The sequence below is a fragment of the Mycolicibacterium gilvum genome, assembly GCF_900454025.1.
Lineage (GTDB): Bacteria > Actinomycetota > Actinomycetes > Mycobacteriales > Mycobacteriaceae > Mycobacterium > Mycobacterium gilvum.
Genome location: NZ_UGQM01000001.1, coordinates 4,157,963 through 4,182,462, shown reverse-complemented (window position 1 = coordinate 4,182,462; position 24,500 = coordinate 4,157,963). Strand labels below are relative to the sequence as shown.

General features: G+C 67.0%; 24 protein-coding genes. 16 read left to right on the top strand and 8 right to left on the bottom strand.

The genetic code is table 11. The features are described from left to right. Positions 1 to 4: 4 nt before the first annotated feature. The 6 genes from DYE23_RS19425 to DYE23_RS19400 are packed head-to-tail and all read left to right on the top strand — an operon-like array spanning position 5 to position 7,841. The gene (locus DYE23_RS19425; RefSeq protein WP_099961502.1) at positions 5 to 1,198 is read left to right on the top strand and encodes an MCE family protein; all 1,194 of its coding nucleotides are present in this window, start codon (positions 5 to 7) and stop codon (positions 1,196 to 1,198) included. Continuing rightward, entirely contained in the window at positions 1,195 to 2,220 is a 1,026-nt protein-coding gene (locus DYE23_RS19420; protein WP_013471282.1) for an MCE family protein, read from the top strand. The genes DYE23_RS19425 and DYE23_RS19420 overlap by 4 nt, the downstream gene beginning before the upstream one ends. Then, the gene (locus DYE23_RS19415) at positions 2,221 to 3,324 is read left to right on the top strand and encodes an MCE family protein (protein ID WP_013471283.1); all 1,104 of its coding nucleotides are present in this window, start codon (positions 2,221 to 2,223) and stop codon (positions 3,322 to 3,324) included. Continuing rightward, the gene (locus tag DYE23_RS19410) at positions 3,308 to 4,819 is read left to right on the top strand and encodes an MCE family protein (protein ID WP_013471284.1); all 1,512 of its coding nucleotides are present in this window, start codon (positions 3,308 to 3,310) and stop codon (positions 4,817 to 4,819) included. The genes DYE23_RS19415 and DYE23_RS19410 overlap by 17 nt, the downstream gene beginning before the upstream one ends. Beyond that, positions 4,816 to 6,147 carry an MCE family protein gene (locus DYE23_RS19405; protein ID WP_013471285.1) on the top strand — a complete coding sequence of 444 codons (1,332 nt, stop codon included), beginning with the start codon at positions 4,816 to 4,818 and terminating at the stop codon, positions 6,145 to 6,147. Before DYE23_RS19410 ends, DYE23_RS19405 begins: the two co-directional genes overlap by 4 nt. After that, positions 6,147 to 7,841 carry an MCE family protein gene (locus DYE23_RS19400; RefSeq protein WP_013471286.1) on the top strand — a complete coding sequence of 565 codons (1,695 nt, stop codon included), beginning with the start codon at positions 6,147 to 6,149 and terminating at the stop codon, positions 7,839 to 7,841. Before DYE23_RS19405 ends, DYE23_RS19400 begins: the two co-directional genes overlap by 1 nt. A gap of 81 nt (positions 7,842 to 7,922) precedes the next feature. Here the strand turns inward: DYE23_RS19400 and DYE23_RS19395 are convergent, their stop codons facing one another. Next, entirely contained in the window at positions 7,923 to 8,441 is a 519-nt protein-coding gene (locus DYE23_RS19395) for an Rv2253/PknI dimerization domain-containing protein (protein WP_115327919.1), read from the bottom strand. A 78-nt stretch (positions 8,442 to 8,519) separates the two neighbouring features. On the opposite strand from DYE23_RS19395, the gene DYE23_RS19390 reads away from it, so the two are divergent. Beyond that, complete coding sequence (locus tag DYE23_RS19390; protein WP_011893395.1) at positions 8,520 to 8,948, top strand: hypothetical protein; 429 nt, start codon at positions 8,520 to 8,522, stop codon at positions 8,946 to 8,948. Between the two features lie 18 nt (positions 8,949 to 8,966). On the opposite strand, the gene DYE23_RS19385 is transcribed toward DYE23_RS19390, so the two are convergent. Together DYE23_RS19385 and DYE23_RS19380 are read right to left on the bottom strand one after the other, a co-directional pair. Next, positions 8,967 to 9,407: an Rv2576c family protein gene (locus DYE23_RS19385; RefSeq protein ID WP_011893396.1), complete on the bottom strand. Its 441-nt coding sequence runs from the start codon at positions 9,405 to 9,407 to the stop codon at positions 8,967 to 8,969. A 52-nt stretch (positions 9,408 to 9,459) separates the two neighbouring features. Next, complete coding sequence (locus DYE23_RS19380; protein WP_172527815.1) at positions 9,460 to 10,758, bottom strand: cytochrome P450; 1,299 nt, start codon at positions 10,756 to 10,758, stop codon at positions 9,460 to 9,462. 174 nt (positions 10,759 to 10,932) lie between these two features. Here DYE23_RS19380 and DYE23_RS19375 point away from each other — a divergent pair, with 174 nt between their 5' ends. After that, positions 10,933 to 11,562 (top strand): TetR/AcrR family transcriptional regulator, encoded by a 630-nt coding sequence (locus DYE23_RS19375; protein WP_013471290.1) that lies wholly within the window; start codon positions 10,933 to 10,935, stop codon positions 11,560 to 11,562. A gap of 26 nt (positions 11,563 to 11,588) precedes the next feature. Here the strand turns inward: DYE23_RS19375 and DYE23_RS19370 are convergent, their stop codons facing one another. Next, on the bottom strand, positions 11,589 to 12,743 hold the full coding sequence (locus DYE23_RS19370) for a thiolase family protein (RefSeq protein WP_115327917.1): 1,155 nt from the start codon (positions 12,741 to 12,743) through the stop codon (positions 11,589 to 11,591). A gap of 10 nt (positions 12,744 to 12,753) precedes the next feature. Beyond that, positions 12,754 to 13,194, bottom strand: coding sequence for a Zn-ribbon domain-containing OB-fold protein (locus DYE23_RS19365; RefSeq protein WP_013471292.1), 441 nt, complete (start codon positions 13,192 to 13,194; stop codon positions 12,754 to 12,756). A gap of 83 nt (positions 13,195 to 13,277) precedes the next feature. Between DYE23_RS19365 and DYE23_RS19360 the strand changes: the two genes are divergently transcribed. Further along, positions 13,278 to 13,796, top strand: a complete 519-nt coding sequence (locus tag DYE23_RS19360) for a VOC family protein (RefSeq protein ID WP_013471293.1) — start codon at positions 13,278 to 13,280, stop codon at positions 13,794 to 13,796. 15 nt (positions 13,797 to 13,811) lie between these two features. Here the strand turns inward: DYE23_RS19360 and DYE23_RS19355 are convergent, their stop codons facing one another. Further along, positions 13,812 to 14,528, bottom strand: coding sequence for an enoyl-CoA hydratase/isomerase family protein (locus DYE23_RS19355; RefSeq protein WP_013471294.1), 717 nt, complete (start codon positions 14,526 to 14,528; stop codon positions 13,812 to 13,814). Positions 14,529 to 14,644: 116 nt separating this feature from the next. Between DYE23_RS19355 and DYE23_RS19350 the strand changes: the two genes are divergently transcribed. The 6 genes from DYE23_RS19350 (at position 14,645) to DYE23_RS19325 (ending at position 21,295) form a co-directional block, all read left to right on the top strand. Continuing rightward, positions 14,645 to 16,249 (top strand): AMP-binding protein, encoded by a 1,605-nt coding sequence (locus tag DYE23_RS19350; RefSeq protein ID WP_115327916.1) that lies wholly within the window; start codon positions 14,645 to 14,647, stop codon positions 16,247 to 16,249. Positions 16,250 to 16,284: 35 nt separating this feature from the next. Beyond that, positions 16,285 to 17,475 (top strand): amidohydrolase family protein, encoded by a 1,191-nt coding sequence (locus tag DYE23_RS19345; RefSeq protein ID WP_011893404.1) that lies wholly within the window; start codon positions 16,285 to 16,287, stop codon positions 17,473 to 17,475. Positions 17,476 to 17,507: 32 nt separating this feature from the next. Beyond that, the gene (locus DYE23_RS19340; RefSeq protein WP_216701258.1) at positions 17,508 to 18,941 is read left to right on the top strand and encodes a FadD3 family acyl-CoA ligase; all 1,434 of its coding nucleotides are present in this window, start codon (positions 17,508 to 17,510) and stop codon (positions 18,939 to 18,941) included. A 142-nt stretch (positions 18,942 to 19,083) separates the two neighbouring features. Then, positions 19,084 to 19,968: an Rv1363c family protein gene (locus tag DYE23_RS19335; protein ID WP_041788495.1), complete on the top strand. Its 885-nt coding sequence runs from the start codon at positions 19,084 to 19,086 to the stop codon at positions 19,966 to 19,968. After that, entirely contained in the window at positions 19,965 to 20,594 is a 630-nt protein-coding gene (locus DYE23_RS19330) for an Rv1363c family protein (protein ID WP_115327915.1), read from the top strand. The genes DYE23_RS19335 and DYE23_RS19330 overlap by 4 nt, the downstream gene beginning before the upstream one ends. Before the next feature lie 29 nt (positions 20,595 to 20,623). Continuing rightward, positions 20,624 to 21,295: a 2-C-methyl-D-erythritol 4-phosphate cytidylyltransferase gene (locus DYE23_RS19325; RefSeq protein WP_115327914.1), complete on the top strand. Its 672-nt coding sequence runs from the start codon at positions 20,624 to 20,626 to the stop codon at positions 21,293 to 21,295. Here the strand turns inward: DYE23_RS19325 and DYE23_RS19320 are convergent. Both DYE23_RS19320 and DYE23_RS19315 read right to left on the bottom strand, forming a co-directional pair. Beyond that, a complete protein-coding gene (locus DYE23_RS19320; protein ID WP_115327913.1) occupies positions 21,264 to 21,977 on the bottom strand; it encodes an IspD/TarI family cytidylyltransferase in 714 nt (237 codons plus the stop codon). The genes DYE23_RS19325 and DYE23_RS19320 overlap by 32 nt on opposite strands. A 31-nt stretch (positions 21,978 to 22,008) precedes the next feature. Then, positions 22,009 to 23,262, bottom strand: coding sequence for an MFS transporter (locus DYE23_RS19315; RefSeq protein ID WP_115329036.1), 1,254 nt, complete (start codon positions 23,260 to 23,262; stop codon positions 22,009 to 22,011). A gap of 346 nt (positions 23,263 to 23,608) precedes the next feature. Between DYE23_RS19315 and DYE23_RS19310 the strand changes: the two genes are divergently transcribed. Then, a complete protein-coding gene (locus tag DYE23_RS19310; RefSeq protein WP_013471302.1) occupies positions 23,609 to 24,349 on the top strand; it encodes a MerR family transcriptional regulator in 741 nt (246 codons plus the stop codon). Positions 24,350 to 24,500 lie beyond the last annotated feature (151 nt).

The window sequence follows — 24,500 nt, the reverse complement described above, 5'->3', positions numbered from 1 at the left end:
CGAGTTGAACAAGAACCTCGTGCGGCCACTGGCCGGTCTGGGAATGGTCGTCGCACTGCTGGTCATCCTCGCGGTGTCGATCGGTCTGTTCGCCGGGAAGTTCACCGAAACCGTTCCGGTGACCGTGATCTCGGATCGCGCCGGCCTGGTCATGAACCCCGATGCGAAGGTCAAGATGCGCGGTGTGCAGGTCGGCACCGTCAAGTCGATCGACTACCGCCCGGACGGCACCGCGGCACTGCAGCTGGACATGGATCCGTCGCAACTGCCGCTGATCCCGGAGAACGTCAACGTCGACATCGCGTCGTCGACCGTGTTCGGCGCGAAGTTCGTCCAGTTCGAAGCGCCCGAGAACCCGGTGGGCGAGCTGCGCACGGGCCAGGTCCTGCGCGGTGACCACGTCACCGTGGAGATCAACACCGTGTTCCAGCAGCTGGTGAACGTGCTCGACGCGGTGGACCCGCTGAAGCTCAACGAGACTCTGGGCGCCCTGTCGCAGGCGTTCAGCGGCCGCGGCGAGAAGTTCGGTCAGACGCTGACCGATTTCAACGCGTTGCTCGCCGAGCTCGAACCGAGCCTGCCGAATCTGTCCCGCGACATCGAAGCCGCCGTACCCACGCTGGAGGCGTACGGAGACGCCGCTCCCGACCTCGTCTCGATCTTCGAGAACACCACGACGCTGGGCAATTCGATCGTCGACGAGCAGGAGAACCTCGATCAGTTCCTGATCAGCTCGATTGGGCTGGCCGACCTGGGCAACGAGGTCGTCGGCGGCAATCGTGAGGCACTCACCAACGTGCTCGACGTCCTGGTGCCCACCACCCAGCTGCTCCACGACTACCGCAAGTCCCTGTGGTGCGGCATCGGCGGCCTGGTGCCGTTCGCGCAGTCGCCGCCCCAGTTCTCCGGGATCTTCGTCTCGGCCGGCCTGACCCTGGGCGTGGAACGGTACCGCTACCCGAGGGACCTCCCGAAGGTCGCGGCCAAGAGCGGCGGGCGCGACTACTGCGCCGAGCTCGGTCTGCCCGAGATGCCCGCCGAGTTCGTGCCCCCGTTGATCGTCGGCGACGTCGGGTCCAACCCCGCGCAGTACGGCAACTCCGGCATCCTGCTGAACTCGGAGGGCCTGAAGAACTGGCTGTTCGGACCGTTGGACGGACCGCCGCGTAACACCGCACAGATCGGAATGCCGGGATGACGCGCTCAACGGCGACACTGATCAAATTCACCATCTTCGGTGTGGTGATGGCGGTCCTGACCGCGTTCCTGTTCCTGGTGTTCAGTGACACCAGAACCGGTGCTGCCAACGAGTATTCGGCCGTGTTCAAGGACGCCTCCCGGCTGAAGTCCGGAGATACCGTGCGTATCGCCGGAATTCGCGTCGGGACTGTCAAAGACGTCGAGCTGCAGCCGGACAAGACCGTCCTGGTGACGTTCGACGCCGAGCGCAACACCAAGCTGACCACCGGGACCAACGTCGCGATCCGCTACCTGAACCTCGTCGGGGACCGGTACATGGAGCTCGTCGACACTCCGGACTCGAATCAGATCCTGCCCGCCGGCGCACGGATCCCCGAGGATCGGACGGCCCCGGCACTGGATCTCGACGTGCTGCTCGGCGGACTCCGACCCGTCATCCAGGGTCTGAACCCGCAGGACGTCAACGCGTTGACCTCCTCGCTGATCCAGATCCTGCAGGGTCAGGGCGGCACCCTGGACTCACTGTTCGCCAAGACGTCATCGTTCACGACCTCGTTGGCCGACAACAACCAGGTCATCGAGCAGTTGATCGACGACCTCCGGACGGTGCTCGACACGCTCGCCGAGGACGGTGACGAATTCTCCGGCGCCATCGACAAGTTGGATCAGCTGGTCGGCGGCCTGGCGGAGGACCGCGACCCGATCGGCACGGCGATCACCGCCCTCGACAACGGCACCGCCTCGATCGCCGACCTGCTCAGCCGCGGCCGCGCTCCGCTGTCCAACACGGTCGACGAGCTCAACCGGCTCGCGCCGCTGGTCGACAACGACCTCGATCGCCTGGATGCCACCCTGCAGCGTCTGCCCGAGATCTACCGCAAGCTGGCGCGCGTCGGTTCCTACGGCGCCTGGTTCCCGTACTACATCTGCGGGATCTCGTTCCGCGCCAGCGATCTCGAAGGTCGCACCGTGGTCTTCCCCTGGATAAAGCAAGAAGAGGGAAGGTGCGTGGACGAGTAGATGCTCAAATACCGCGGTTCTCAACTCATCAGGGCCGGCTTCATCGGCGTCGTCCTGATCATCCTCGTCATCGCCGTGGGCCTGCAGCCCGAGAGGCTGCTGTCCTGGGCCACAGCGATTCGCTACCAGGCGATGTTCACCGAGGCCGGTGGTCTCACGGTCGGAAACGACGTGACGGTGTCCGGCATCAAGGTCGGCTCGGTGTCGTCGATCGAACTCGACAACGGTGACGCCCTGGTCGGTTTCACGATCGACGGGAAATACGCACTCGGGTCGGACACCACGGCGCACATCAGGACCGGAACCCTGCTCGGTGAAAGGGTTCTCGCGCTGGACTCCGAGGGCAGCGGCACCCTGGACCCGCAGCAGGTCATCCCGACCACCAGGACGTCGTCGCCGTACTCGCTGACCGATGCGGTCAGCGATCTGACGAGCAACACCCGCGACACGGACACCGAGGCGCTCAACCAGTCCCTGGACACCCTGTCGCAGACCCTCGATCAGATCGCCCCGCAGTTGGGGCCGACATTCGACGGACTGTCCCGGTTGTCCCAATCGCTCAACAGCCGCAACGACAGCCTGGCCGAGCTGCTGCGCACCGCCGGGGAGGTGACGGGGATCTTCTCCGAGCGCAGCAAGCAGGTCAACACACTGATCCTCAACAGCAACGACCTGCTGGCGGTGCTCAACGAGCGCCGGTATGCGATCACCAGCCTGCTGTCGAACATCTCGGCGGTGTCCCAACAGCTTTCGGGTTTGGTCGCCGACAACGAGGCCGAGCTGGCCCCGGCGCTCGAGCGGCTCAACAACGTGACCCGGATGCTGGAGAAGAATCGCGACAACCTGGCCCGGATGCTGCCCGGTGCGGCGAAGTACTACCTGACCCAGGGCGAGATCGTCTCCAACGGTGCGTATTACAACGCGCTGATCCCCAACATCCAACCGGCTCAGCTGCTCCAGCCGTTCCTCGATTACGCGTTCGGCTTCCGTAACGGCGTCGACATCGGGCAGCCGCCCGACAACGCCGGCCCGCGTGCGCAGCTTCCGTTCCCTGTCAACAGCCTTCCGCAGCCTGGAGACCTCCCCAATGATGGCAACCCGTAAGCGGTGGGTGGCCGGCACCGCGATCCTGCTGGCCATCCTGCTCGTCACCGGCGCTGCGTTCCTCGTCCGGCAGGTCTTCTTCGGACCCATGACGATCACGGCGTACTTCCCGACCGCGACCGCGATCTATCCCGGTGACGAGGTAAGGGTCTCGGGCGTCGAGGTCGGCACGATCGACAAGATCGAGCCCGAGGGCACGCAGACCAAGATGACGCTCAAGGTCGACCGAGATGTGCAGATTCCGGCGAACGCCAAAGCCGTGATCGTCGCGCAGAACCTGGTGGCGGCGCGCTACGTCCAGCTGACCCCGGCCTACCGGGAAGGTGACGGCGCGACCATGGCCGACGGGGGAGTGATCCCCAAGGAGCGCACTGCGATTCCGGTCGAATGGGACGAGGTCAAGACCCAGCTGATGCGGTTGTCGGAGGAACTCGGTCCGCAGGCCGGCGCGTCGGGCACCTCCATCTCACGCTTCGTGGACAGCGCGGCGAATGCGATGGAGGGCAACGGCGACAAGCTGCGCGAGACGCTGCGACAGCTGTCCGGCGCGGCACGGATCTTCGCCGAGGGCAGCGGCAACATCGTCGACATCATCAAGAACCTGCAGATCTTTGTCACCGCTCTGCGCGACAGCAAGGATCAGATCGTCCTGTTCCAGAATCGGTTGGCGACACTGACCAGCGTCGTGAACGACAACCGGTCGGATCTGGACGCCGCGTTGACCGATCTGTCGTTCGCCATCGGCGAGGTGCAGAGGTTCGTCGCCGGCAGCAGGGATGCGACGGTGGAACAGATCCGCAGCCTCGGGCAGGTGACGCAGGTGCTGGCCGACAACCGACTGGCGCTGGAGAACGTCCTGCACATCACCCCGAACGCGATCGCGAACTTCGAGAACATCTACTACCCGAACGGTGGCTCGGTGACCGGCGCGTTCTCGGTCTCGAACTTCTCCAATCCGGTCTGGTTCGTCTGCGGTCTGATCGGCGGAGTCGCGAACACCACCGCTCCCGAGACTGCGAAGCTGTGCGCCCAATACCTCGGTCCCGCACTGCGTCTGGTCAACTTCGGCAACCTGCCGTTCCCGATCAACGCGTACCTGCGTCCTGCTGTCAGCCCGGACCGGCTGATCTACACGGACCCGAAGCTCGCGCCCGGTGGTGCCGGGCCCGGGGATCCCCCGGAGATCCCTCCGACGGTGTCGGCCTACACCGGTGCGGGAGACATCCCGCCCCCACCGGGCTGGGGCGCGCCTCCGGGGCCGCGCGGGATCTACCAGCCGGATCCCGACGCGCCTGCAACCCCTTCGCCGGCGTTGTTCCCCGGCGCCCCGATCCCGGGTCCGCCGAGGATCCTGTCGAACATCCCGCCGGCTCCGGCGGCAGGGCCGGCGCCCACGACCGTGGACGGGCTGCTGTTGCCGCCCGGTGCACCGGCCGCACCTCCGGTGGCGCCGAATGCGCCTCTGCTACCCGCAGAAGGGACGCCGCCATCATGATGCGCAGTGTGAAGTCGTTGGCCGCGGTGGGCTGCGCCGTCGCGGTCACGCTGTCCGGATGCGCCTTCGAGGGGGTGAACTCCCTCCCGTTGCCCGGGGCGGAGGGGCGCGGCGGGGACGCGGTGACCTATCACATCCAGGTCCCCAATGTGGCGACGCTGGAATCGAATTCACCGGTGATGATCGACGACGTCGTGGTCGGCAGCGTCGGCAAGATGACAGTGCAGAACTGGCACGCCGATGTCGAGGTCTCGATCAAGCCGGACGTGGTGATCCCGGCGAACGCTGTGGCCACGGTCGGCCAGACCAGCCTCCTCGGGTCGATGCACCTGGCATTGAATCCACCGCTGGGAGAGTCGCCGAGCGGACGGCTTCAGCCTGGGTCGACGCTGCCGCTGAACGAGTCGTCGACCTATCCGACGACCGAGCAGACGCTGTCGTCCCTGTCGACGGTCGCCAACGGGGGCGGCCTCGGTCAGATCGGCGACATCATCCACAACATGAGCACCGGCCTGGCGGGACGGGAGGACGATGCCCGCGAGCTACTGCAGCGTCTCGACAATTTCGTCGGCGTGCTGGCCGAGCAGCGCGAGGACATCGTCGCGTCGATTCAGCAGCTCCGCCGGGTGGCCGGCACTTTCGCGAACCAGCAGCAGGTGATCGACCGTGCGCTCACCGAGATCCCGCCGGCCATCGACGTCCTGATCCAGGAACGGCCGCAGTTCACCACCGCGCTGGACAGGCTCGGCACGTTCAGCGACACCGCAACGCAACTGGTCAACGACGCAGGTGACGACCTGGTGAAGAATCTCGAGAACCTGGGCCCGATCCTCGGTGCGCTGGCCGACGTCGGTCCCGACCTGAACCTCGCACTGTTGTGGGCGTCTGCCTTCCCGTACGGTCCGACGTTCGCCGACCGAATCACCAAGGGCGACTACATCAACCTGTACGCGATCTTCGACATCACCTATCCGCGGTTGAAGAAAACGCTGCTACTGGGCACGCGATGGGGTGACGAGAACGCGAAGTTGATTCCGGCGCCGGGTGATCCGTACTACCTGAACTACTCGTACGACCCGCTGAAGATCGGTGTGGCACCGCCTCCGGCCGAGGCGATACCCGCCCCGGCGGAAGGGGCTGCGGCCACACCGGCATTGCCGCCGATGTCCGAGCCGCTGCTGCCCGTCACACCGCCGCCGCCGGCGGCGCCCTGGCTACCGCAGTCGCAACCGATCACGTCGGGCAACATCTTCGCCGGGCCCTACGGCGCCGAAGCGGCGCCCGCACCTGTGCCGCCCGCGGCACCGACTCCGGGAGGGGGTGGCTGATGCTGACCCGTTTCGTCCGGAACCAGCTGATCATCTTCACCATCGCGTCGATCGTCGGCGTGGCCGTGATGATCTTCTCCTACATGCAGGTACCCACGCTGCTCGGCATCGGCCGCCTCGCGGTGACACTGGAACTGCCCGCCTCGGGAGGTCTGTACCGCTTCAGCAACGTGACCTACCGCGGTGTGCAGGTGGGCAAGGTCACCGAGGTCAACCTGACCGAGAACGGCGCGGAAGCGATTCTGTCGCTGGACACCTCGCCCGAGATCCCCGCTGATCTGCGCGCCGAGGTGCGCAGTGTGTCGGCGGTCGGCGAGCAGTACGTCGAACTCCTCCCGCAGACCGACCAGGGGCCTTTCCTGGAGGACGGGTCCCGGATCCCGGTGTCCAACACCACGATTCCGCAGCAGGTCGGCCCGATGCTCGATCAGATGAGCGCGTTGGTGGGCAGCCTGCCGAAGGACCGGATCCCCGATCTGCTCGACGAGACGTTCAAGGCGTTCAACGGGGCCGGTCCCGAGTTCGGGTCGCTGCTCGATTCGGCCACCACCCTCGCCGAGGACATGAACGGGATCTCCGAGCAGACCCGCGCACTCATCGACGACAGTGGACCGCTGCTGGAATCGCAAGCCGAGACCACCGACGCCATCCGGACGTGGGCGCGCAGCCTGAACGGTATCTCGGCGCAGGTGGTGCAGAACGACCCGCAGGTGCGGGCGCTGCTGCAGCAGGGCCCCGGGTTCGCCCAGGAGGTGAGTTCGCTTCTGAATCAGATCAAGCCGACACTGCCCATCCTGCTTGCGAACATGAGCACGGTGGGGCAGACGTTGTTGACCTACAACCCGGCGCTCGAACAGCTTCTCGTGCTGTTCCCCGGCATCATCGCCGCCCAGCAGTCGTTCGGCCTGCCGCAGAACAGCCCCACGGGTCTGCCGATGGGCGACTTCGCGCTGACGATCAGCGATCCGAACCCGTGCTCGGTCGGGTTCCTGCCGTCGTCGCAATGGCGGTCACCTGAGGACGAGACCACCATCGACACCCCGGACGGCCTGTACTGCAAGCTTCCGCAGGACTCGCCGATGAACGTCCGCGGCGCGCGCAACTATCCTTGCCTGGAACATCCCGGAAAGCGCGCTCCCACAGTCGAACTGTGCAACGACCCGCGCGGTTTCGTGCCGACGGCCATCCGTCAGCACCTTCTCGGCCCCTACCCGTTCGACCCGAATCTCGTCGCGCAGGGCGTTCCGATCGACGACCGGGTCTCCGGTGACGAGCGCATCCACGCGCCGGTGCAGGGCACGCCGTTACCGCCGGGAGCACAGCGAGCCGGGACGCCGCCGGTGTCCGAGCCCGGAACCCCGCCGTTCCCGGTGGGGCCCCCGGGACCGCCGGCGCCCGGCGTCGCGCCGGCCCCGTCGCAGCCGCTGTTCGTCCCACCGGCGCCGCCCGCGGTCCTACCGCCGGGTCAGGGTCCGCTGCTGCCGAATCAGGCTGTCCCCGCGCCTCCGGGAGGGGCGGTCCCGGCCGCGCCGAGTGCGTTCGGCGGCAATGCATCCGGTGGTCCGTCGGTCGCCACCGCGGCCTACGATCCGAACACCGGGCAGTACCTGTCGCCTGACGGCGCGATGCACCAGATCAGCAACGTGACACCGGGTGGGACGCCGAAGAGCTGGAAGGACCTGCTGCCGATGTGAGGACATACAGGACGGGACCCCTTCCGCACCGCGGTGGGGGTTTCGTGCTGTGAGGGCCCGAACTGATTGGGCCCGAACCGATTAGGAGAGCTTGTCCATCCGGACCGGCAGTTCGATCACCTTCGACTTGTTGACGCCACAGGCGCCGCTGTCGCTCTTGGTGACGTTGCGTCCGGCGAAGGTCTTGATGAACTTCGTGATCCGTCGCTCCTTGACGGTGTCCATGCCCCACAGGATGAACTTCTGGTAGCCGGTCGCGAAAGTGCCGTTCGGGCAGGGCATCCAGTTCGGGACGACGTGCTCGATGAACCAGAAGTCGTCCAGCCGTGCCGTGCCTTCCCAGCCCAGGCTGCTCTTGACCACACCGCTGCACTCGATGGGACTGACGCAGGTGGTCGACACCGTCCAGGTCTCCAGGACCGATTTCTCCTTGATCTTCACCTCGTTGGTCCTGGCCCAGGCGCCGTCGGAGTACACGCTCCAGGTGCCGCTGATGTCGACACCCCAGTCCTGGGCCTGGGCCACCGGTGCGATGCCCACACTCGCGAGGGCGGTGACTGCTGTCGCCGCGATGCCGCCGATCACCCGTGTTGCACCCATGGGGTCCAGCCTATCGTCGCCTGGAGTTGTGCTCTTCAAAAGCGAGAATTTCGTTCCGCCGCATGGGAAAATGTGCCAATGCGATCCCTCGTCGTGGCGCTTGCTGCTGCTCTGGCGGCTCCGGCTCTGATCACGGCTGCGCCGGCAGCGGCACTCCCGCCACCGCCGCCGCCCGGAGGGGAGTGCAACTATCCCAACTGCACACCCGGAATCCAGCCCAACGTCGTCCTGGGTTCGTACTGCGCGAACACCACGTACTACGCGTTCGGCGTGACCGACTGGGGTCGCCTGGTGTTCTGTGGCTCACCGCGGCGCTACGAACCGCGATGGTTCCGTTCACCGGAGATGCACGGCGTCAAGAACGTCGGTGACCTGTGCCCGGCACTCGACGGTGAGGTCGCGCAAGCGCCGGACGGTCTGTTCCTGACCTGTATTGCGAAGGACAACCGTTCCTACTGGGAGCGCGGCGACGCCTCGGTGGGCGGCGGGAATCCGCCTCCGCAGTAGCGGACTACCAGTAGCGGACTACCAGGGGCGCTGCGAGCAGAGCGCGCCCCGCAGGCCCGAATCGGTGGCGACGACGACGTCGTCGACGCGCAGTTCGCACACGAATCCCGGCTCGGCGAGCGGTGGTGTCGTCTCGGTGGGCAGGCCCACGACGACCATCGACCACTGATTGGGGTCTGCCAGCCACGTCTCGAACACCCAGGGCTTGTTGGGGCCCAGTGTCGCTTCCTGGTTCGGGGTGTACAGATACGGGTTGTGGCTGTACTCGGCCCAGTTCGGCGGATCCTTCTCGCGGTAGTAGATCTCCGCGTTCACGACGTCCTGGCTGGCGCCGACCGTGTACTTGACGTGATGCATCTGCGGCTGTGCCGCGGCGGTACCGCCGGCCATCACGGCGCTCGCCGTGAGCAGACCCGCCACCGGGGCAGCCAGAAGCGGAAGCGTTTTGCAGAACACCATTTTCGGAGTTTAGAACGCCGTCGCGGTCACCGTGCGCAAATCGCTTCGCCGACTATCGAATCGGGGTGAAGGTGATGTTGATGTCGGTCAGCCCACGCAGGATGAACGTCGGCTCGTAGTTGTAGCGGCGGTCCCCGGGAGGGCCGTGCAGCTCTTCGTCGATGGCGATGTCGCCCATCCGGTCGAGGATGCGTTCGATCGACACCCGGCCCTCGACGCGTGCCAGCGGGCCTCCGGGGCAGGAGTGCACGCCGCGGCCGAACGCGATGTGCTCACGGACGTTCTTGCGGTCCAGGTCGAACTCGTGCGGGTTCTCGAAGCGGCCCGGATCGCGGTTGACGGCTCCGGGGCAGACCATCATCGTCGTGCCGGCGGGCACATCCATGTCGCCGACCTTGGTGTTCTTCTTGGCAAGGCGGAACTGGCTCTTCACCGGCGCGTCCATCCGCAGCGCCTCCTCGACGAAGATCGGGATGCGGGTGCGGTCGCGGCGCAACCGCTCCTGGATCTCCGGGTGATCGCCCAGGACCCGCATCGACGCCGACAGAAGCTTGGTGGTGGTCTCCTGTCCGGCCGCGAACAGGAACGTCGCCGAACGGACCACCTCGATGACCGGCGGCGTCGAACCGTCGGGGTACTTGGCCGTGGCCAGCGCGGTCAACACGTCGTCGCGCGGCTCCTTGCGACGGTCCTCCAGGTAGCCGATGAACTTCTCGTCGAGCCACTCCAGCGGATTGGCGCCCACGAGGTCGCTGTGATCGAGCGAGCCCACGTTGGCACCCGGGCGCGGTGCGCCGAGCACGGTGCGGAACTCCTCGTGGTCGGCCTCGGGGACACCGAGCATGTCGGCGATCACCAACAGCGAGAACGGCTTTGCGTACGCGGTGAGGAACTCGCAGCGGCCCGCCGGCTCCGCGCCGATGATGTCGTCGAGGACCTCGTCGGCCAGACGCCACATGAAGTCCTCGTTCTCCTTCAGCCGGCTCGGCGTCAGCAGCCGGTTCAGCAGGGAGCGGGCATTGGTGTGGTCCGGCGGATCCATGGTGACCATGTGCTCGAACATCGGCATCTGCGGCCGGTGCGCGGTGATCTGGTCGGTGATGTCGTCACCTTCGGGGGTGAACGGCAGCGGCGGGAACGGGCCGGCGACGGCGATGCAGGACGAGAACGTGTCGCTGTCCTTGAGAACCGTCGCGGCCTCCTCGTAGCCGGTCACCGCCAGCACGCCGTAGTGGGGCTCCTTGACGACCGGACACTTGCTGCGCAGGTGGTCGAAGTACGGATGCGGATCGGGCACCAGGGACGGATCGGTGAAGTAGTCGATCGTGTCGAAGTCGCTCGTGTCCGTCATGTCCATGGCCTCCCGGGCTGCGGGTTGTGAGGTCGGTGTCGCACCGACAACAGAATGAAAATGCTGAGCACCTGCTTAGCATGGTGTAAGAGTTAGGGTCAAGGATCTCGGGTGACACCGCGAGTCACCGGAGCGTCGTGCTCGCACACGGGCCCACTCACGAACGGAGTCAGCATGGCAGCGTCGCGGCGGATCGGAGCGCCTGATGCGAAGAATCGCGTCGTGCTGCTCGACGCCGCCGAACAGCTCCTCATCGAGGAGGGCTACGCGGCGGTCACGTCCCGTCGGGTGGCAGACCGCGCGGGACTCAAACCGCAACTGGTCCATTATTACTTCCGCACCATGGAGGACCTCTTCCTCGCCGTGTTCCACCGCAGGGCCGAGGAGGGCCTCGCGGTCCTGTCCACCGCCCTGCGGTCCGCGCAGCCGCTGTGGGCCCTGTGGAGGTTCAGTACGGCCCCCGAGGCCACCAGGCTGACGATGGAGTTCATGGGACTGGCCAACCACCGCAAGGCGTTGCGCGCGGAGATCGTCTACTACGCCGAACGGTTCCGGCAGGAGCAGAACCGTGCGATCTCCGATGCGCTGCAGCGCTACGGGATGATCTCCGACGACGTCCCGCCGGTGGTGTGGACGGTGTTCGCGACCAGCGTCTCGCAGGCCCTCGTGATGGAACGCGCGCTGGGCATGGACACCGGCCACGCCGAGACGTTCGCATTCTGCGAGCAGTGGATCCGTCGCTTCGAAGGCGAACCGTCGCCGGAACTGGCCGAGGGGCACGAGATGGCGCCCGCGCAGCCGTGATTCGGCCGGTGCGGGCGCGCTGACCGCTACAGCGACAGGATCGTCGCAGACGCGGTCCCCGGGGCGCCGTAGACCTGGGCCAGCCCGACCCGCGGTGTCCCCGGAACCTGGCGTTCCCCGGCTTCGCCGCGCAACTGCCGCACGAGCTCGTGCACCTGCCGCAGGCCGGATGCGCCGATGGGCTCGCCGTTGGCGATCAGGCCGCCGTCGGTGTTGACCGGAATGCTGCCGTGGATCTCGGTCGCGCCGTCGGCCAGAAGCTTCTCCTGCTCGCCGTCGGCGCACAGCCCCGTCTCGGCCATGTGGATGACCTCGGCGCCGGCGTCGGTGTCCTGCAACTGTGCGATGTCGACGTCCTCGGGGCCGATGCCGGCCGCTTCATACGCCGCCTTCGCCGCGAACACCGTCGGCGACGGATCCTCGTCCAGCGGGGCCGAGGTGGCGTGCACCTCGTAGGCCCCGTACGTCCGGGTCCGGATCTCGCTGGCGCGCACATAGACCGGCTTGTCGGTGTACTTGTGGGCGATGTCGGCACGGCACATGATGACCGCGGCCGCGCCTTCGTCGGGGGCGCAGAACATGTACTGGCGCAACGGATAGTTCAGCACGGGCGAGGCCATGATCTCCTCGACGCTGATCTCCTTGCGGCGGAACGCGTTCGGGTTGATCACCCCGTTGCGGAAATTCTTGTTGGCCACGCGCGCCAGCGTCTCCTCGGAGATGTTGTGCTTGTGGATGTAGTGGTTGGCCTTCATCCCGAAGAACTTGGTGGTCACGAACTGCCCGTTGTTGGCATACCACTGCGGCAGAGCCAGTTTGGCGGGGTCGTCGGTGAACGCACCGCGCGGGTGCTTGTCCAGACCGATCGCGATACCGATGTCGTACTTGCCGAGACGGATGGTGTCGGCGGTCTGCTGGATCGCCGACGCCGCGGTGGCGCAGGCGTTGAACACGTTGGTGAACGTGATACCCGTCAGGCCGACGAGGCGGGTGACGGCATCGGGGTTGGACACCTCGTAGCTCCCGCCGAAACCGAACTGGATGTCCTTCCAGTCGACGCCGGCGTCGGTGAGCGCGGACTGGATGGCCTCGGCGCCCATCTCCATCGCGGTCTTGTCGAACCGGCCGAACGGATGCAGGCCGACGCCGATGATCGCGACGTCGTTGGCTGAGCTCGTCATGGTCGGGTCCTCAGTTGTCGACGGGTTGGAATGCGAAGGTGACGACCTCGTTGCCGTCCTCATCGGAGGTGAACGGGATCATCGTCAGCTCGACCTGCTGGCCGAATTGCAGCTTCGCCGGGTCGTTCTCGGTGAGGCGCCCCTCGACGCGGATCACATCATCGAGCTGTACGAGGCCGACGCCGAACGGGACGAAGTCCTTGCCGGTCGGGCCCATGTACGGGGCGCCGGGCGGGAAGCCCTGGGTCGTCCAGGCGACCAGCGTTCCGCGGCGGGGGAGCAGGACGTCGGACATCTCGCCGCCACTGCACTTCGGGCAGCGCTGCTGCACCGGGAAGGTGGTGGCACCGCAGCTACCGCACGAGCTGCCGATGAGCTGCGGATTGTCGTCCGGCCAGGTGGATATCTCGGGCGCCAACGCCCGCTGCGTGCTCGACACGGGGTTGACCATAATCGGAAATGGCGTTCTCGTCCAGAGAGAACAACACCGCTGAACGGCGCCGTTCGCGTCGCGGTCCCTGTTACCGTGCCCGCGTGACCCTCCCCGGCCCCATTCGCCAGATCGGCTACGTCGTCACCGATCTGGACAGTGCGCTCGAGGAGTGGGTGGCGCTCGGCGTCGGGCCCTGGTTCGTCATCAGGGGCATTCCACAACGCGTGACCTATCGGGGACACCCGTGCGAGATCACGCTGTCGCTGGCGCTCGCCAACAGTGGCGACCTTCAGGTCGAACTCATCCACCAGGACGACGACACCCCGAGCATCTTCACCGAGTTCCTCACCGCACACGGCCCCGGATTCCACCAGTTCGCCTACTGGAGCGCCGATTTCGACCAGGCCATGCGGGCTGTCGCGGAGGCCGGTTGGCCCGTGGTGTGGTCGGGGGGCGAGGATCTGGGAACGAGGTTCGCCTACGTCGAGCCGCCGGGCGGTCCCGCCGCGATCATCGAGATCATGGAACTCACGGACACCACGCAGGGCATGGCCACCTTCGTCCGCGATGCGGCGGCGAACTGGGACGGGGCCGACGCGATTCGCGAGCTGAGCGCCTGAAGCGTCTCTCGGGCGTCACTTACCCTTCTTCATCACCTTGTCGGCGGCCGCCCAGTGTTCGTCCGATACCCACAGCCGCGCGAACGCCGCGACCGCCTCGGTGGTCGGCACGCCGCGCATCACGCGTTTGACCTCGCCGGCGGGCACGGAGGCCAGGAGGCGGGCGATCAGGCGCCACTGCTCGTCGAAACTCGCCCGCGGGATCACCTGATCGATCAGCCCGAGGCGCTCGGCGTCGGTCGCCGCCAGGATCCGTCCGGTGCCTGCAAGCAACAGGGCGCGGCTGTAGCCCACCAACTCCACCAGTCGTTCCGCGCCGCCCCAGGCCGGCATGATCTCCAGCGCCACCTGGTTGAATCCGATCTTGATGTCGTCGGCCGCCAGTCGGATGTCGGCGGCCACCGCGAACTCCGCGCCGCCGCCGAGGGCGTGCCCGTTGAGCGCCGCCACGACAGGAGCAGGGAATCCGGCGATGCGGTCGCAGATCGAGCGCATCCGGAACGACATCGACGCGGCCTGCTCCACGGTGCGCAGCGCGCTGAGCTCCTTGAGGTCGCCGCCGGAGACGAACGCCTTGTCACCGGCGCCGGTCAGGGCCAGCGCGCGTGCCCCGTGCGCACCGTCGAGCGCCTTGTCGAGCTGGTCCATCGTCTCCAGCGATATCGCGTTGCGGGCATGCGGGCGGTCGATGGTGATGACCGCCAGACCATCGTCGATCTCGAGGTCGACCATCGGGCATTCTCCCTCTACGGTATTGGCATTCTCGCAGGCGGAGAATAACATCACCCCTGTCCGTCGACTGCCTCGACGGACGACGCTGCGCGGACGTTAAGGGGTGGCCTCTCGCCATGCGAAGGATTCCTGAGGAATTGGTCAGGCGCTATGAGCAGGAGGGCTACTGGACACCGGAGACGCTCGGTGAGCTTCTGGCCCGTGGTCTGGACAGCGCCCCCGATGCCGGGTTCCACGTGCATTCCGCCGTCCGTCCGTACGCGGGCACCTTCGCCGAGGTCGAGCGCGACGCCCGCCGGCTCGCGGCCGGTCTGAGGGAGCGGGGTGTGGCGGCCGGCGACGTCGTGGCGCTGCAGCTGCCGAACTGGCGGGAGGCCGCCGTCACCTTCTGGGCCTCGGCGTTTCTCGGCGCGGTCGTCGTGCCGGTCGTCCACTTCTACGGACGCAAAGAACTCGCCCACATCCTGACCACGGCGAAGCCCCGGGTGTTCGTCACGACCGCGCAGTTCGGCAGGCTGCAGTTCCACCCGGACGTGTGCGCCGGCGTTCCGATCGTCGCGCTCGTGGGCGACGGTCCCGACTCCGGCGCGGACGGGGGTTGGGAGCCCTTCGAGGATCTGCTCGCCGCCGAACCGATGGCGGGGACGGTCGCGGCCGACCCCGCGGGTCCGGCGCTGATCGCGTTCACCTCGGGAACCACCCGTGACCCGAAGGGCGTCATCCACAGCCACCAGACGTTGAGCTTCGAGACACGTCAGCTGCTGGAGAACTATCCGCCCGACCGCGGCCGCCAGCTGACCGCGACCCCGGTGGGCCACTTCATCGGGATGCTCGGCGCGTTCCTGATACCGGTCCTCGAAGGCTCGCCCATCGACCTGTGCGACGTGTGGGATCCGGGGCGGGTGCTGCAGCTGATGGAGACCGAAGGGCTGTCCATCGGCGGCGGCCCGCCCTACTTCGTGACCAGCCTGCTCGATCACCCGCAGTGCAGGCCGGAGCATGTCCGCCGGTTCAAGACCGTCGGCCTCGGCGGCTCGACCGTGCCGGCCGCGGTCACGCGTCGGCTCTCCGATCTCGGGATGTTCGTGTTCCGCTCCTACGGCAGCACCGAGCATCCGTCGATCACGGGTTCGCGACCGAGCGCCCCGGAGGACAAGCGTCTCTTCACCGACGGCGACGCGCGTCCCGGTGTGGAGATCAAGCTCGGGCCCGACGGCGAGATCTTCAGCCGCGGCCCGGATCTGTGTCTGGGCTACGTCGACGACGACCTCACCGCGCAGGCGTTCGACGAGGACGGGTGGTACCACACCGGAGACATCGGCGTGCTCGACGAGGACGGCTACCTGACGATCACCGACCGCAAGGCGGACGTGATCATCCGCGGCGGTGAGAACATCAGCGCACTCGAGGTCGAGGAAATTCTGCTGGGCATGCCGGCGGTGGCCGAAGCGGTCGTGGTCGCGGCACCCGACGAGCGTTTGGGCGAGCACACCGCCGCTGTGCTGCGCATCCGGGACGGACATGTGATGCCCAGCCTCGACGACGTCCGTGCCCACTTCCGGGCCGCGGGTGCCGCGACGCAGAAATGGCCCGAGGAGCTTCATCGGGTGCCCGAAGGACAGGACTTCCCGCGCACGGCCAGCGGGAAGGTCCAGAAGTACGTGATCCGGCAACAGGTCGCTGCCGGCATGCACGGGGTCGTTGCGGCCAGTCAAAAATGAGAATACGATTCTCTCGATAGGAAAAGGAGTCTTTCATGGGACAACTGTCGCACCGGGTTGAGATCCCGTTCCCGCTGTTCGATGCGGACAACCACCTCTATGAGCCCCCAGAGGCGATGACCAAGTACCTGCCCAAGGAGTACAAGGACATCGTTCAGTACGTCGAGATCAACGGACGTACCAAGATCGCGCTCAAGGGCCAGATCAGTAACTACATTCCCAACCCGACGTTCTCGGTGGTCGCCAAGCCGGGTGCGTGGGAGGAGTACTTCAAGTTCGGCAACCCCGACGGCAAGAGCAAGCGTGAGCTCTTCGGCGAGCCGATGAAGGCCATCCCGGCGTTCTTCGAGCCGGAGCCCCGGATCAAGGTCATGGACGAGCTGGGCATTCAGCGCTCGCTGATGTTCCCGACGCTGGCCAGCCTGATCGAGGAGCGGCTGTCCGACGACCCGGTCGCGATCCACGTGATCATCCACGCGCTCAACGAGTGGCTGCACGAGGTGTGGGGCTTCAACTACCAGGGCCGCATCTTCACCACCCCGGTGATCACGCTGCCCATCGTCGAAAAGGCGATCGAGGAACTGGAGTGGGCGGTCAAGCGAGGCGCCCGCGCCATCCTGATCCGTCCGGCGCCGGTCCCCGGCTTCCGCGGCCCGCGTTCGTTCGCGCTTCCCGAGTTCGACCCGTTCTGGGAGCGCGTCGTGCACCACGACATCTTCGTCGGCATGCACTCCAGCGACAGCGGCTACTCGCGCTACACCTCCGAGTGGGACGGTGCGGCGCAGGAGATGCTGCCGTTCCAGACCAATGCGATGTCGATCCTCAACGAGTGGCGCCCGATTCAGGATGCCGTGGCGTCCTGGGTGATTCACGGCGCGCTGTTCCGTTTCCCGAAGCTCAAGGTCGGCATCGTCGAGGCCGGTTCGAAGTGGATGTTCCCGCTGCTCGATTCGATGGCCGAGGTGTACAAGAAGGCGCCTGAGGCCTTCCTGGGCAACCCGATGGAAGAGATCAAGAACCGGATCTACGTCAGCCCGTTCTACGAAGAGGGTATCGACGACCTGATCAACCTGATCGGTGTGGACCAGGTGCTCTACGGTTCCGACTGGCCGCACCCCGAGGGTCTTGCCGAGCCGACGCACTACGTCACCGCGCTCGAGCATCTCGCCGTCGAGGACCAGGCCAAGATCATGGGCGGCAACCTGGGACGTCTCGTCACGACGTGACGTACGAGCCACGATGGTCGACCATCCCCGAGATGGTCGCCAGCGCAGCGGACCGGTTCGGCGACGCGGAAGCGGTCGTCGACGGTTCGCTGCGCTTGTCCTTCGATGATGTCGTCGAACGGATCCGTTGTGCGGCAGGCGCATTCGCCGATCTCGGCATCGGCAAGGGGGATCGTGCCGCGATCTGGGCGCCCAACAGCGTCGAGTGGATCGTCGCCGCGTTCGGCCTGCTGACCGCCGGCGGGGTCCTCGTCCCGGTCAACACCCGCTTCAAAGCCGACGAGGCGGCCGACATCATCAGCCGCAGCGGGGCGAAAGCCGTTCTGGTGCACCAGGGGTTCCTCGGCGTCGACTACCGCGCGCCGCAGGGTGTGCCGGTGATCGACCTCAAGTCCGACTTCCTCGCCAGCGGTACGCCGTTCAGTCGGCCTGTGCAGGGAACCGACGTCTCCGACATCATCTTCACCTCCGGGACCACCGGTCGCCCCAAGGGCGTGATGATGAACCACCAGCAGAACCTGCGCCTGTACGAGGAGTGGTGCGACCTCGCCGATCTGCGCGAGGGTGACCGCTATCTGATGGTCAACCCGTACTTCCACACCTTCGGTTACAAGGCCGGGCTCATCGCGTCGTTCATCCGCGGCGCGACGATGTTCCCGGTGCCGGTGTTCGACGTCGACCGGGTGGTGGAACTGATTGCGGCAGAGCGCATCACGATGCTCCCGGGACCGCCGACGCTGTATCACTCGCTGCTCGCCGTCAAGGACAAGAGCAGGCTGGCGACCCTGCGCGCGGGTGTCACCGGCGCCGCGGACATCCCCGTGGAGTTGATCCGGCGGGTGCACGAGGAGCTTCCGTTCCAGACGCTGGCGACCGGTTACGGCCTGACCGAGGCCGGGACCGCCACCCTGTCGCGGCCCGGCGACTCGTTCGATGACATCGCGACGACGGCGGGGGTGGCCTGCGACGGTGTCGAGCTGCGCATCGCCGAGGACGGCGAGGTGCTGATCCGCGGCTACACGGTGATGCAGGGGTACCTCGACGATCCCGACGCGACCGCGGAGGCGATCGACCCGGACGGATGGCTTCACACCGGGGACCTCGGCACGCTCGATGAGGCCGGGCGGCTGCGCATCGTCGGGCGCAAGAAGGACATGTTCATTGTCGGGGGCTTCAACGCCTACCCCGCCGAGATCGAGGGATTCCTGCTGGAGCATCCCGCGGTGGCCCAGGCCGCCGTCGTCGGGGTGCCCGACGAGCGCATGGGGCAGGTCGGCAAGGCGTTCGTCGTCGCAGCGCCGGCGGACGGTTCGGCCGGGAGTCTCGACGCAGACGCCCTGATCGCGTGGTGTCGCGAGCGAATGGCGGGATTCAAGGTGCCGCGGTATGTAGAGTTCCTCGACGAGTTGCCGTTGAACGCGACCGGCAAAGTGATGAAGGACCGGTTGAACACCGTCGGGCGCTGAGCCCCCACACGTGGGTGGGCGGCATTTCCGCAGACAGGGCTTTTTGTCCGGACTTGCGGAGCGGAGGTATCGTTAACGCGATACTCAAAAAAGAAGAATGGCGTTCTCGTTTCTTTATGCAGGCAATGACAGGGAGGTCGGTGTGCCGTCTTTCAGGCGCCGTGACTCGGTGATCGAGGCCGATCGCGTCGAGGAATCGACCGTGGACCCCGAGGGCGTCCCCGCCGGCGACCGGGCGCGGGCCCTCGCGGACGTGGCCGAAGCCGAGGCCGCCGAGGCCGAGGCGATGGCGGCCGCGGCCAGGGCGCGTGCCCGCGCAGCAAAGCTGCGTCAGGAGGCTCTGGCCGCCGCCGCGGACTCCGACGGCGAGACCGCCCGCACCGATGCGGTCGCTTCAAACGCGGAAGCCACCGACGACGCCGACGATGCCGAGCCGCTCGACCTCGACGACGTTCGCGACGACGACCTCGACGGCGACGAGACCGCCGTCGGCGAGGCGGGGTCCCCGACGCGCAAACGCCGCCTGCGGCGGCCGGGGTGGGCGTCGGTGGGTGTCGCGCTCGTACTGGTCATCGCCGTCCTGGGCACCGCCGCCCTGCTCGCCGTCAGCGGCTACATGCGCCTCGAACACCGCGACGCGGAGAACCTGCGCCAGCAGAACGCCGAATATGCGGCGGCTGCCCGCCAGAGCGTGGTGACGCTGATGTCCCTGGACTTCAACAAGGCCGAGGAAGACGTCCAGCGCATCATCGACAACTCGACCGGCCAGTTCAAGGACGACTTCGAATCGCAGGCCGCCGAGTTCGTGAAGGTGGCCCAGGACTCGAAGGTCGTCACCGAGGTCACGGTCAACTCCACCGCGGTGGAGAGGATGACCGGTGACGGCGCCGAGGTGCTCGTCGCGGCGTCCTCACGCGTGACCAACACCGCGGGCGCCGACCAGGAACCCCGCACCTGGCGGTTGAGCGTGAGCCTGGTCCGCGAGGACGGCCAGATCAAGATGTCGAAAGTCGAGTTCGTGCCGTGAGCGACAGAGAACAGACCCCCGATGAGGACGTCGACGCCACCGTCGTCGCGGAGGACCCGACGCCCGAAGACGAGGTCGTGACAGGAACGGAGCCCGAACCCGCTCCGGCGACGTCACGGGCGACGTCGCGCCGCTCGGGTCGCGTGCTGATCGGCGCGATCGTCGCCGCCGTGCTGATGCTGGCCGGATCCGCGGGCCTGGCCGGATGGTTGTACTACAACGAGTACCGGCCCGACAAGGAAACCGATCCCGCCGCCGCGCAGGTCGCTCTCGAAGCGGCCAAGACCGGCACGATCGCGCTGCTGTCCTACTCGCCCGAATCGCTGGACCAGGACTTCGCCAACGCGAAATCGAAGCTGACCGGTGACTTCCTGGACTATTACACGCAGTTCACCGAGCAGATCGTGACGCCTGCGGCGAAGGAGAAGTCCGTCAAGACCGCGGCCTCGGTCGTGCGTGCGGGCGTCTCACAGATCGCGGCCGACTCGGCCGAGGTGCTGGTCTTCATCAACCAGACCACGACCAGCAAGGAGAACCCGGACGGAGCGTTCGCCGCGAGCAGCGTGAAGGTCGGTATGAAGAAGATCGACGGCAACTGGCTGATCGCGTCGTTCGACCCGGTGTAGGGCGTGATCCCTCACGTACCCTCGCGCCCGTGACCATCACGGCGCTGCTGCCCGTTCCCACCGACTTGGCGCGGCAACCCGAGACGGTCTTCGCGCCGGTGGCGGGACAGTCGTCCCTCGAACGGATCGTGAGAAGTCTCGCCGCCGTCGGTGACGTCGTGGTGGCTGTCGCCGAAGAGATGTCCGACGACGTCGCCGCCGTCCTGTCGGCGCCTGACGTCCCGGCGGTGCGTCTGACCGTCGCCGCGGCGCCCGGGAGGCGTCGCGAGTGCCTCGCGGCGGGTCTCGCCGAACTGCACGACGGGCCGGTGCTGGTGCACGACATCGGTTGGCCGATCTTCTCGCAGCAGACACTGGAGGGGGTTCTCGGCGCGCTCCACTGCGGAGCGGACGCGGTGCTGCCGATCTGCGCGGTCACCGACAGCATCAAGGCCGTCGACGGTCGCGGGGTGATCACGGCGACGGTGGATCGCGCTCCGCTGCGGACGGTCCAGTATCCGCGCGGCTTCTCCGCGGCGATGCTCGCACAGCTGCTCGGCACCAGCGACTTCGACGACGACGAGCTGGAGACGGTGCTGACGGGCGGCGATGCGACGGTGCTGATCGACGGGGACACCGCGATCTCGCGGATCGAATTGCCTTGCGATGCCGCCTATCTCGACGCTCTCCTCACGAGCGGGGACTCTGACCCGGCGCGTTGAGAAGGTGTTGGGCCACGGCCACGTCGCGTGCGTAGGTGACCTTCAGGTTGGTCGCGCGACCGTCGAAGATCCGCACCTGCACATCGGTGTACCGCTCGACGCACGACGACGTGTCGGTGCCCTCGAATCCGTCGCGTTCGGCGCATCGGTAGGCGTGCAGCAGGTCCCGGGCGCGGAACGCCTGCGGGGTCTGGACTCTGACCAGCTCACCGCGGCGGGCCACCGGTTGCAGGATGTCGTCGCGCATCTCGGCGAGATCTCGGGTGGGCAGTGCCGGCAACGCACCGCCGTATTGGCGGGCCAGTGCGATCGCCCGGCCGAACATCTCGGGTCCGGCCAACGGTCGGGCAGCGTCGTGGATCGCCACCACGTCGACGGTGCCGGCGTCGATGTCGTCGGCCAGATGGCGCAGCATGTTGGTTTCCGAGCCGTGCCGGGTTTCCCCGCCTTCGACGAATTCGATTGCGTGATCGCCGAGTTCCTGTCTCACCGTGTCGTGCGCCAGGGCGAATTCCCCGCGTCGGAACACCAGGATGGTGCGCGCCACGTCGGGCAGGCGGGTCAGCGTGTCCAGCGACCAGGCCAGCATGCTGCGCCCGGCCAGCGGCAGGTAGGCCTTGTTGCCGTCGGCACCGACGCGTGTCCCCAGGCCCGCGGCGAGCACCACTCCGACCGCGTCCATGAGGCGACCATAGCGCGGGGTTCGCGTCCCCTCAGGTCTGGATGTCCTCGAGCAGGAACCTGTCGTCCTCGGCGAGCTGTCTGCGCGCTTTGCGCCGCGTGATCAGGACGCCGAGAACCGCGAGCGTCCACACCGCGTACTGCAGCGTCCAGGCCGTTCGGAAGGACTCGAACGTCAGGCCGCCCGAGGCGTCCATCACCATGCCCATCGCCTGCATCAACAGCAGCGACGCAAGGAATCCGCCCATGTTCACCATGCCCTGGGCAGTGCCGAGCGTGGCCCCGGTGTTGAACGTCCTGGCGAAGTCGAAACCGACCATGGATCCCGGTCCGCCGACCGAGATCACCGCCACCAGCACCACCAGCACCCACAGCGGCGCCGGACCGGACAACGCCAGCACGATGGTCCACATCAGCGCGTTGCTCGCGATGATCCCGAGGACGATCCACGACCGGCGGTGCGGATAGCGACCGGTCACCACGCCGATCAGCACGCCGGACCCGATTCCGGTCACCACGGACAGGCTCAGCAGGGCGCCGGCGACGCCGGGGGAGAGGCCCTGCGCCACGGTCAGATACGGAAGGCCCCACATCAGCGCGAACACGGTGATGGAGAACTGGGTGCCCATATGGGTGAAGAAGCCCAGCCGGGTGCCCGGGCGCAGCCACACGGTCTTGACGCTGGCCAGCGTCTGCCGCACCGACATCGTCTCCGGTGTGGCCGCGGAGCCCTGCGGGGTGTCTCTGACGAGAAGCAGAACGACCACGATCAGCAGGACACCTCCCGCTGCGGCGGATGCGTAGGCGACCGACCAGCCCTGGGCCGAGAGCAGCGCGAGGAACGGCACCGCGGACAGCACCTGGCCGAGCTGGCCGACGATGCCCGTGAGCTGCGTGACCACCGGGATCTGACGCGGTGCGAACCAGTGCGGGACCAGGCGCAGCACCGAGATGAAGGTGAACGCGTCACCGAGGCCGACCACGGCGCGGCCGGCCACGGCGACGGGCAGGGAGTCGGTGAATGCCAGAACCAGCTGACCCGACGCCATCAACGCGGCGCCGCTGACGATGAGTGCGCGCGAGCCGTATCGGTCGAGCAGCAACCCGGCCGGAACCTGTGCCGCGGCGTAGACGACGACCTGGAGCACGACGAACATCGACAGCAGCGTCGGGCCGGCCGTGAAGCGCTCGGCCGCCGCCAGCCCGGACACGCCCAGCGTGGTGCGGTCGAACACCGCGACCATGTAGGCCAGCACCCCGGTGGCCCAGACGATCCACGGACGCACGCGCAGGCACCTTCCCATCGGCCGTATTTGTCTTAATGTCCTGCTGAAATCAACCCACCCATGGTGGCGCACGACCCTGGGCGTGCGCCACTCGATTTCGTCACAGTCCGCGGGGGCGGAGTGTCAGATTGCGACATGTGTTGGCTGAAACTGCACGACCTTGTGAACAACGTGACCGATGGTGTGGCGTTTCCCCTGTGTGACCACCGATTCACGGGCTCGGCCGAAGTCGGCAAACCGGGAGAGGATGCTTCGCTCAGCCGGCGCGGAAGCGGATAGAGTGTCGTCATGAATTCTCGCGGTGCCGGCCTGTCCCGTCCCCGCCGTCGGGCGGACGTGCGAGCCGATGGCTGAGTACCGACTCGAAGACCTCGCCCGCGCGTCGGGGGTCAGCGCGCGCAACATCCGCGCCTATCGGGAACGTGGGCTGCTGGACGCACCGCGCCGGGTCGGCCGCGCCGCGCTCTACGACGACTACCACCTCTCGCAGCTGAACACGATCAGCGAGCTGCTGCGGAAGGGGTACAACTCGGCGCACATCGCGGAGTTCTTCGAGAGCATCCGCCAGGGCGCGGATCTGGCAGACATCCTGGGTCTGCAGCGCGCCGTGCTGGGCCGCGACGCCGAGGAGTCAGAGCGCCACGGCGGCCCCGTCCACATCGATCCGCACAGCGAAGAAGGCCGCGAGCTGGTCCGTTACGGTATGGCCGAGGTCGTCGACGGACGGCTGATGATGGTCGACGACACCGCGGCCGAGATTCTCGACCGTGCGCCGGATCCCGCGTTGTACATCCGCGCGCTGGTGCGGTTCGTCGAGGGCGCCCAGGAATCCGTCGATGCCCTGGCCGAAGCGTTCGTCACCAACCTCACCGAGGTCTACCACGCACGCGTCGGTGTCGACCGGCTTCCGCGTCCTGAGGATTCGGACGTTCTGCGGCAGGTGATCGAGGATTACCGGGCGCTGGGCGACAGGGTGATGGCCGTCCAGTTCGCCAAGGCGACGCGCCGCCACATGGTCGCGTCCGCATCCGGATACACCGCGGGCATTCTTCTCGACGGAGCGTGGCAGCCTCGACGCGGTGCGTGACCGTGCGGTCGTACCTACTCCCGAGTAGGTATTCGCAGCAAACTCATGTCCGGGGAGCGAAACACACACAGGACACTTTCGGCGATCTTGTCGGGTGTATCGACGAAGGGCCGCCGACATTTGCGAACCGCTTTTGCCAGATAACGATTTG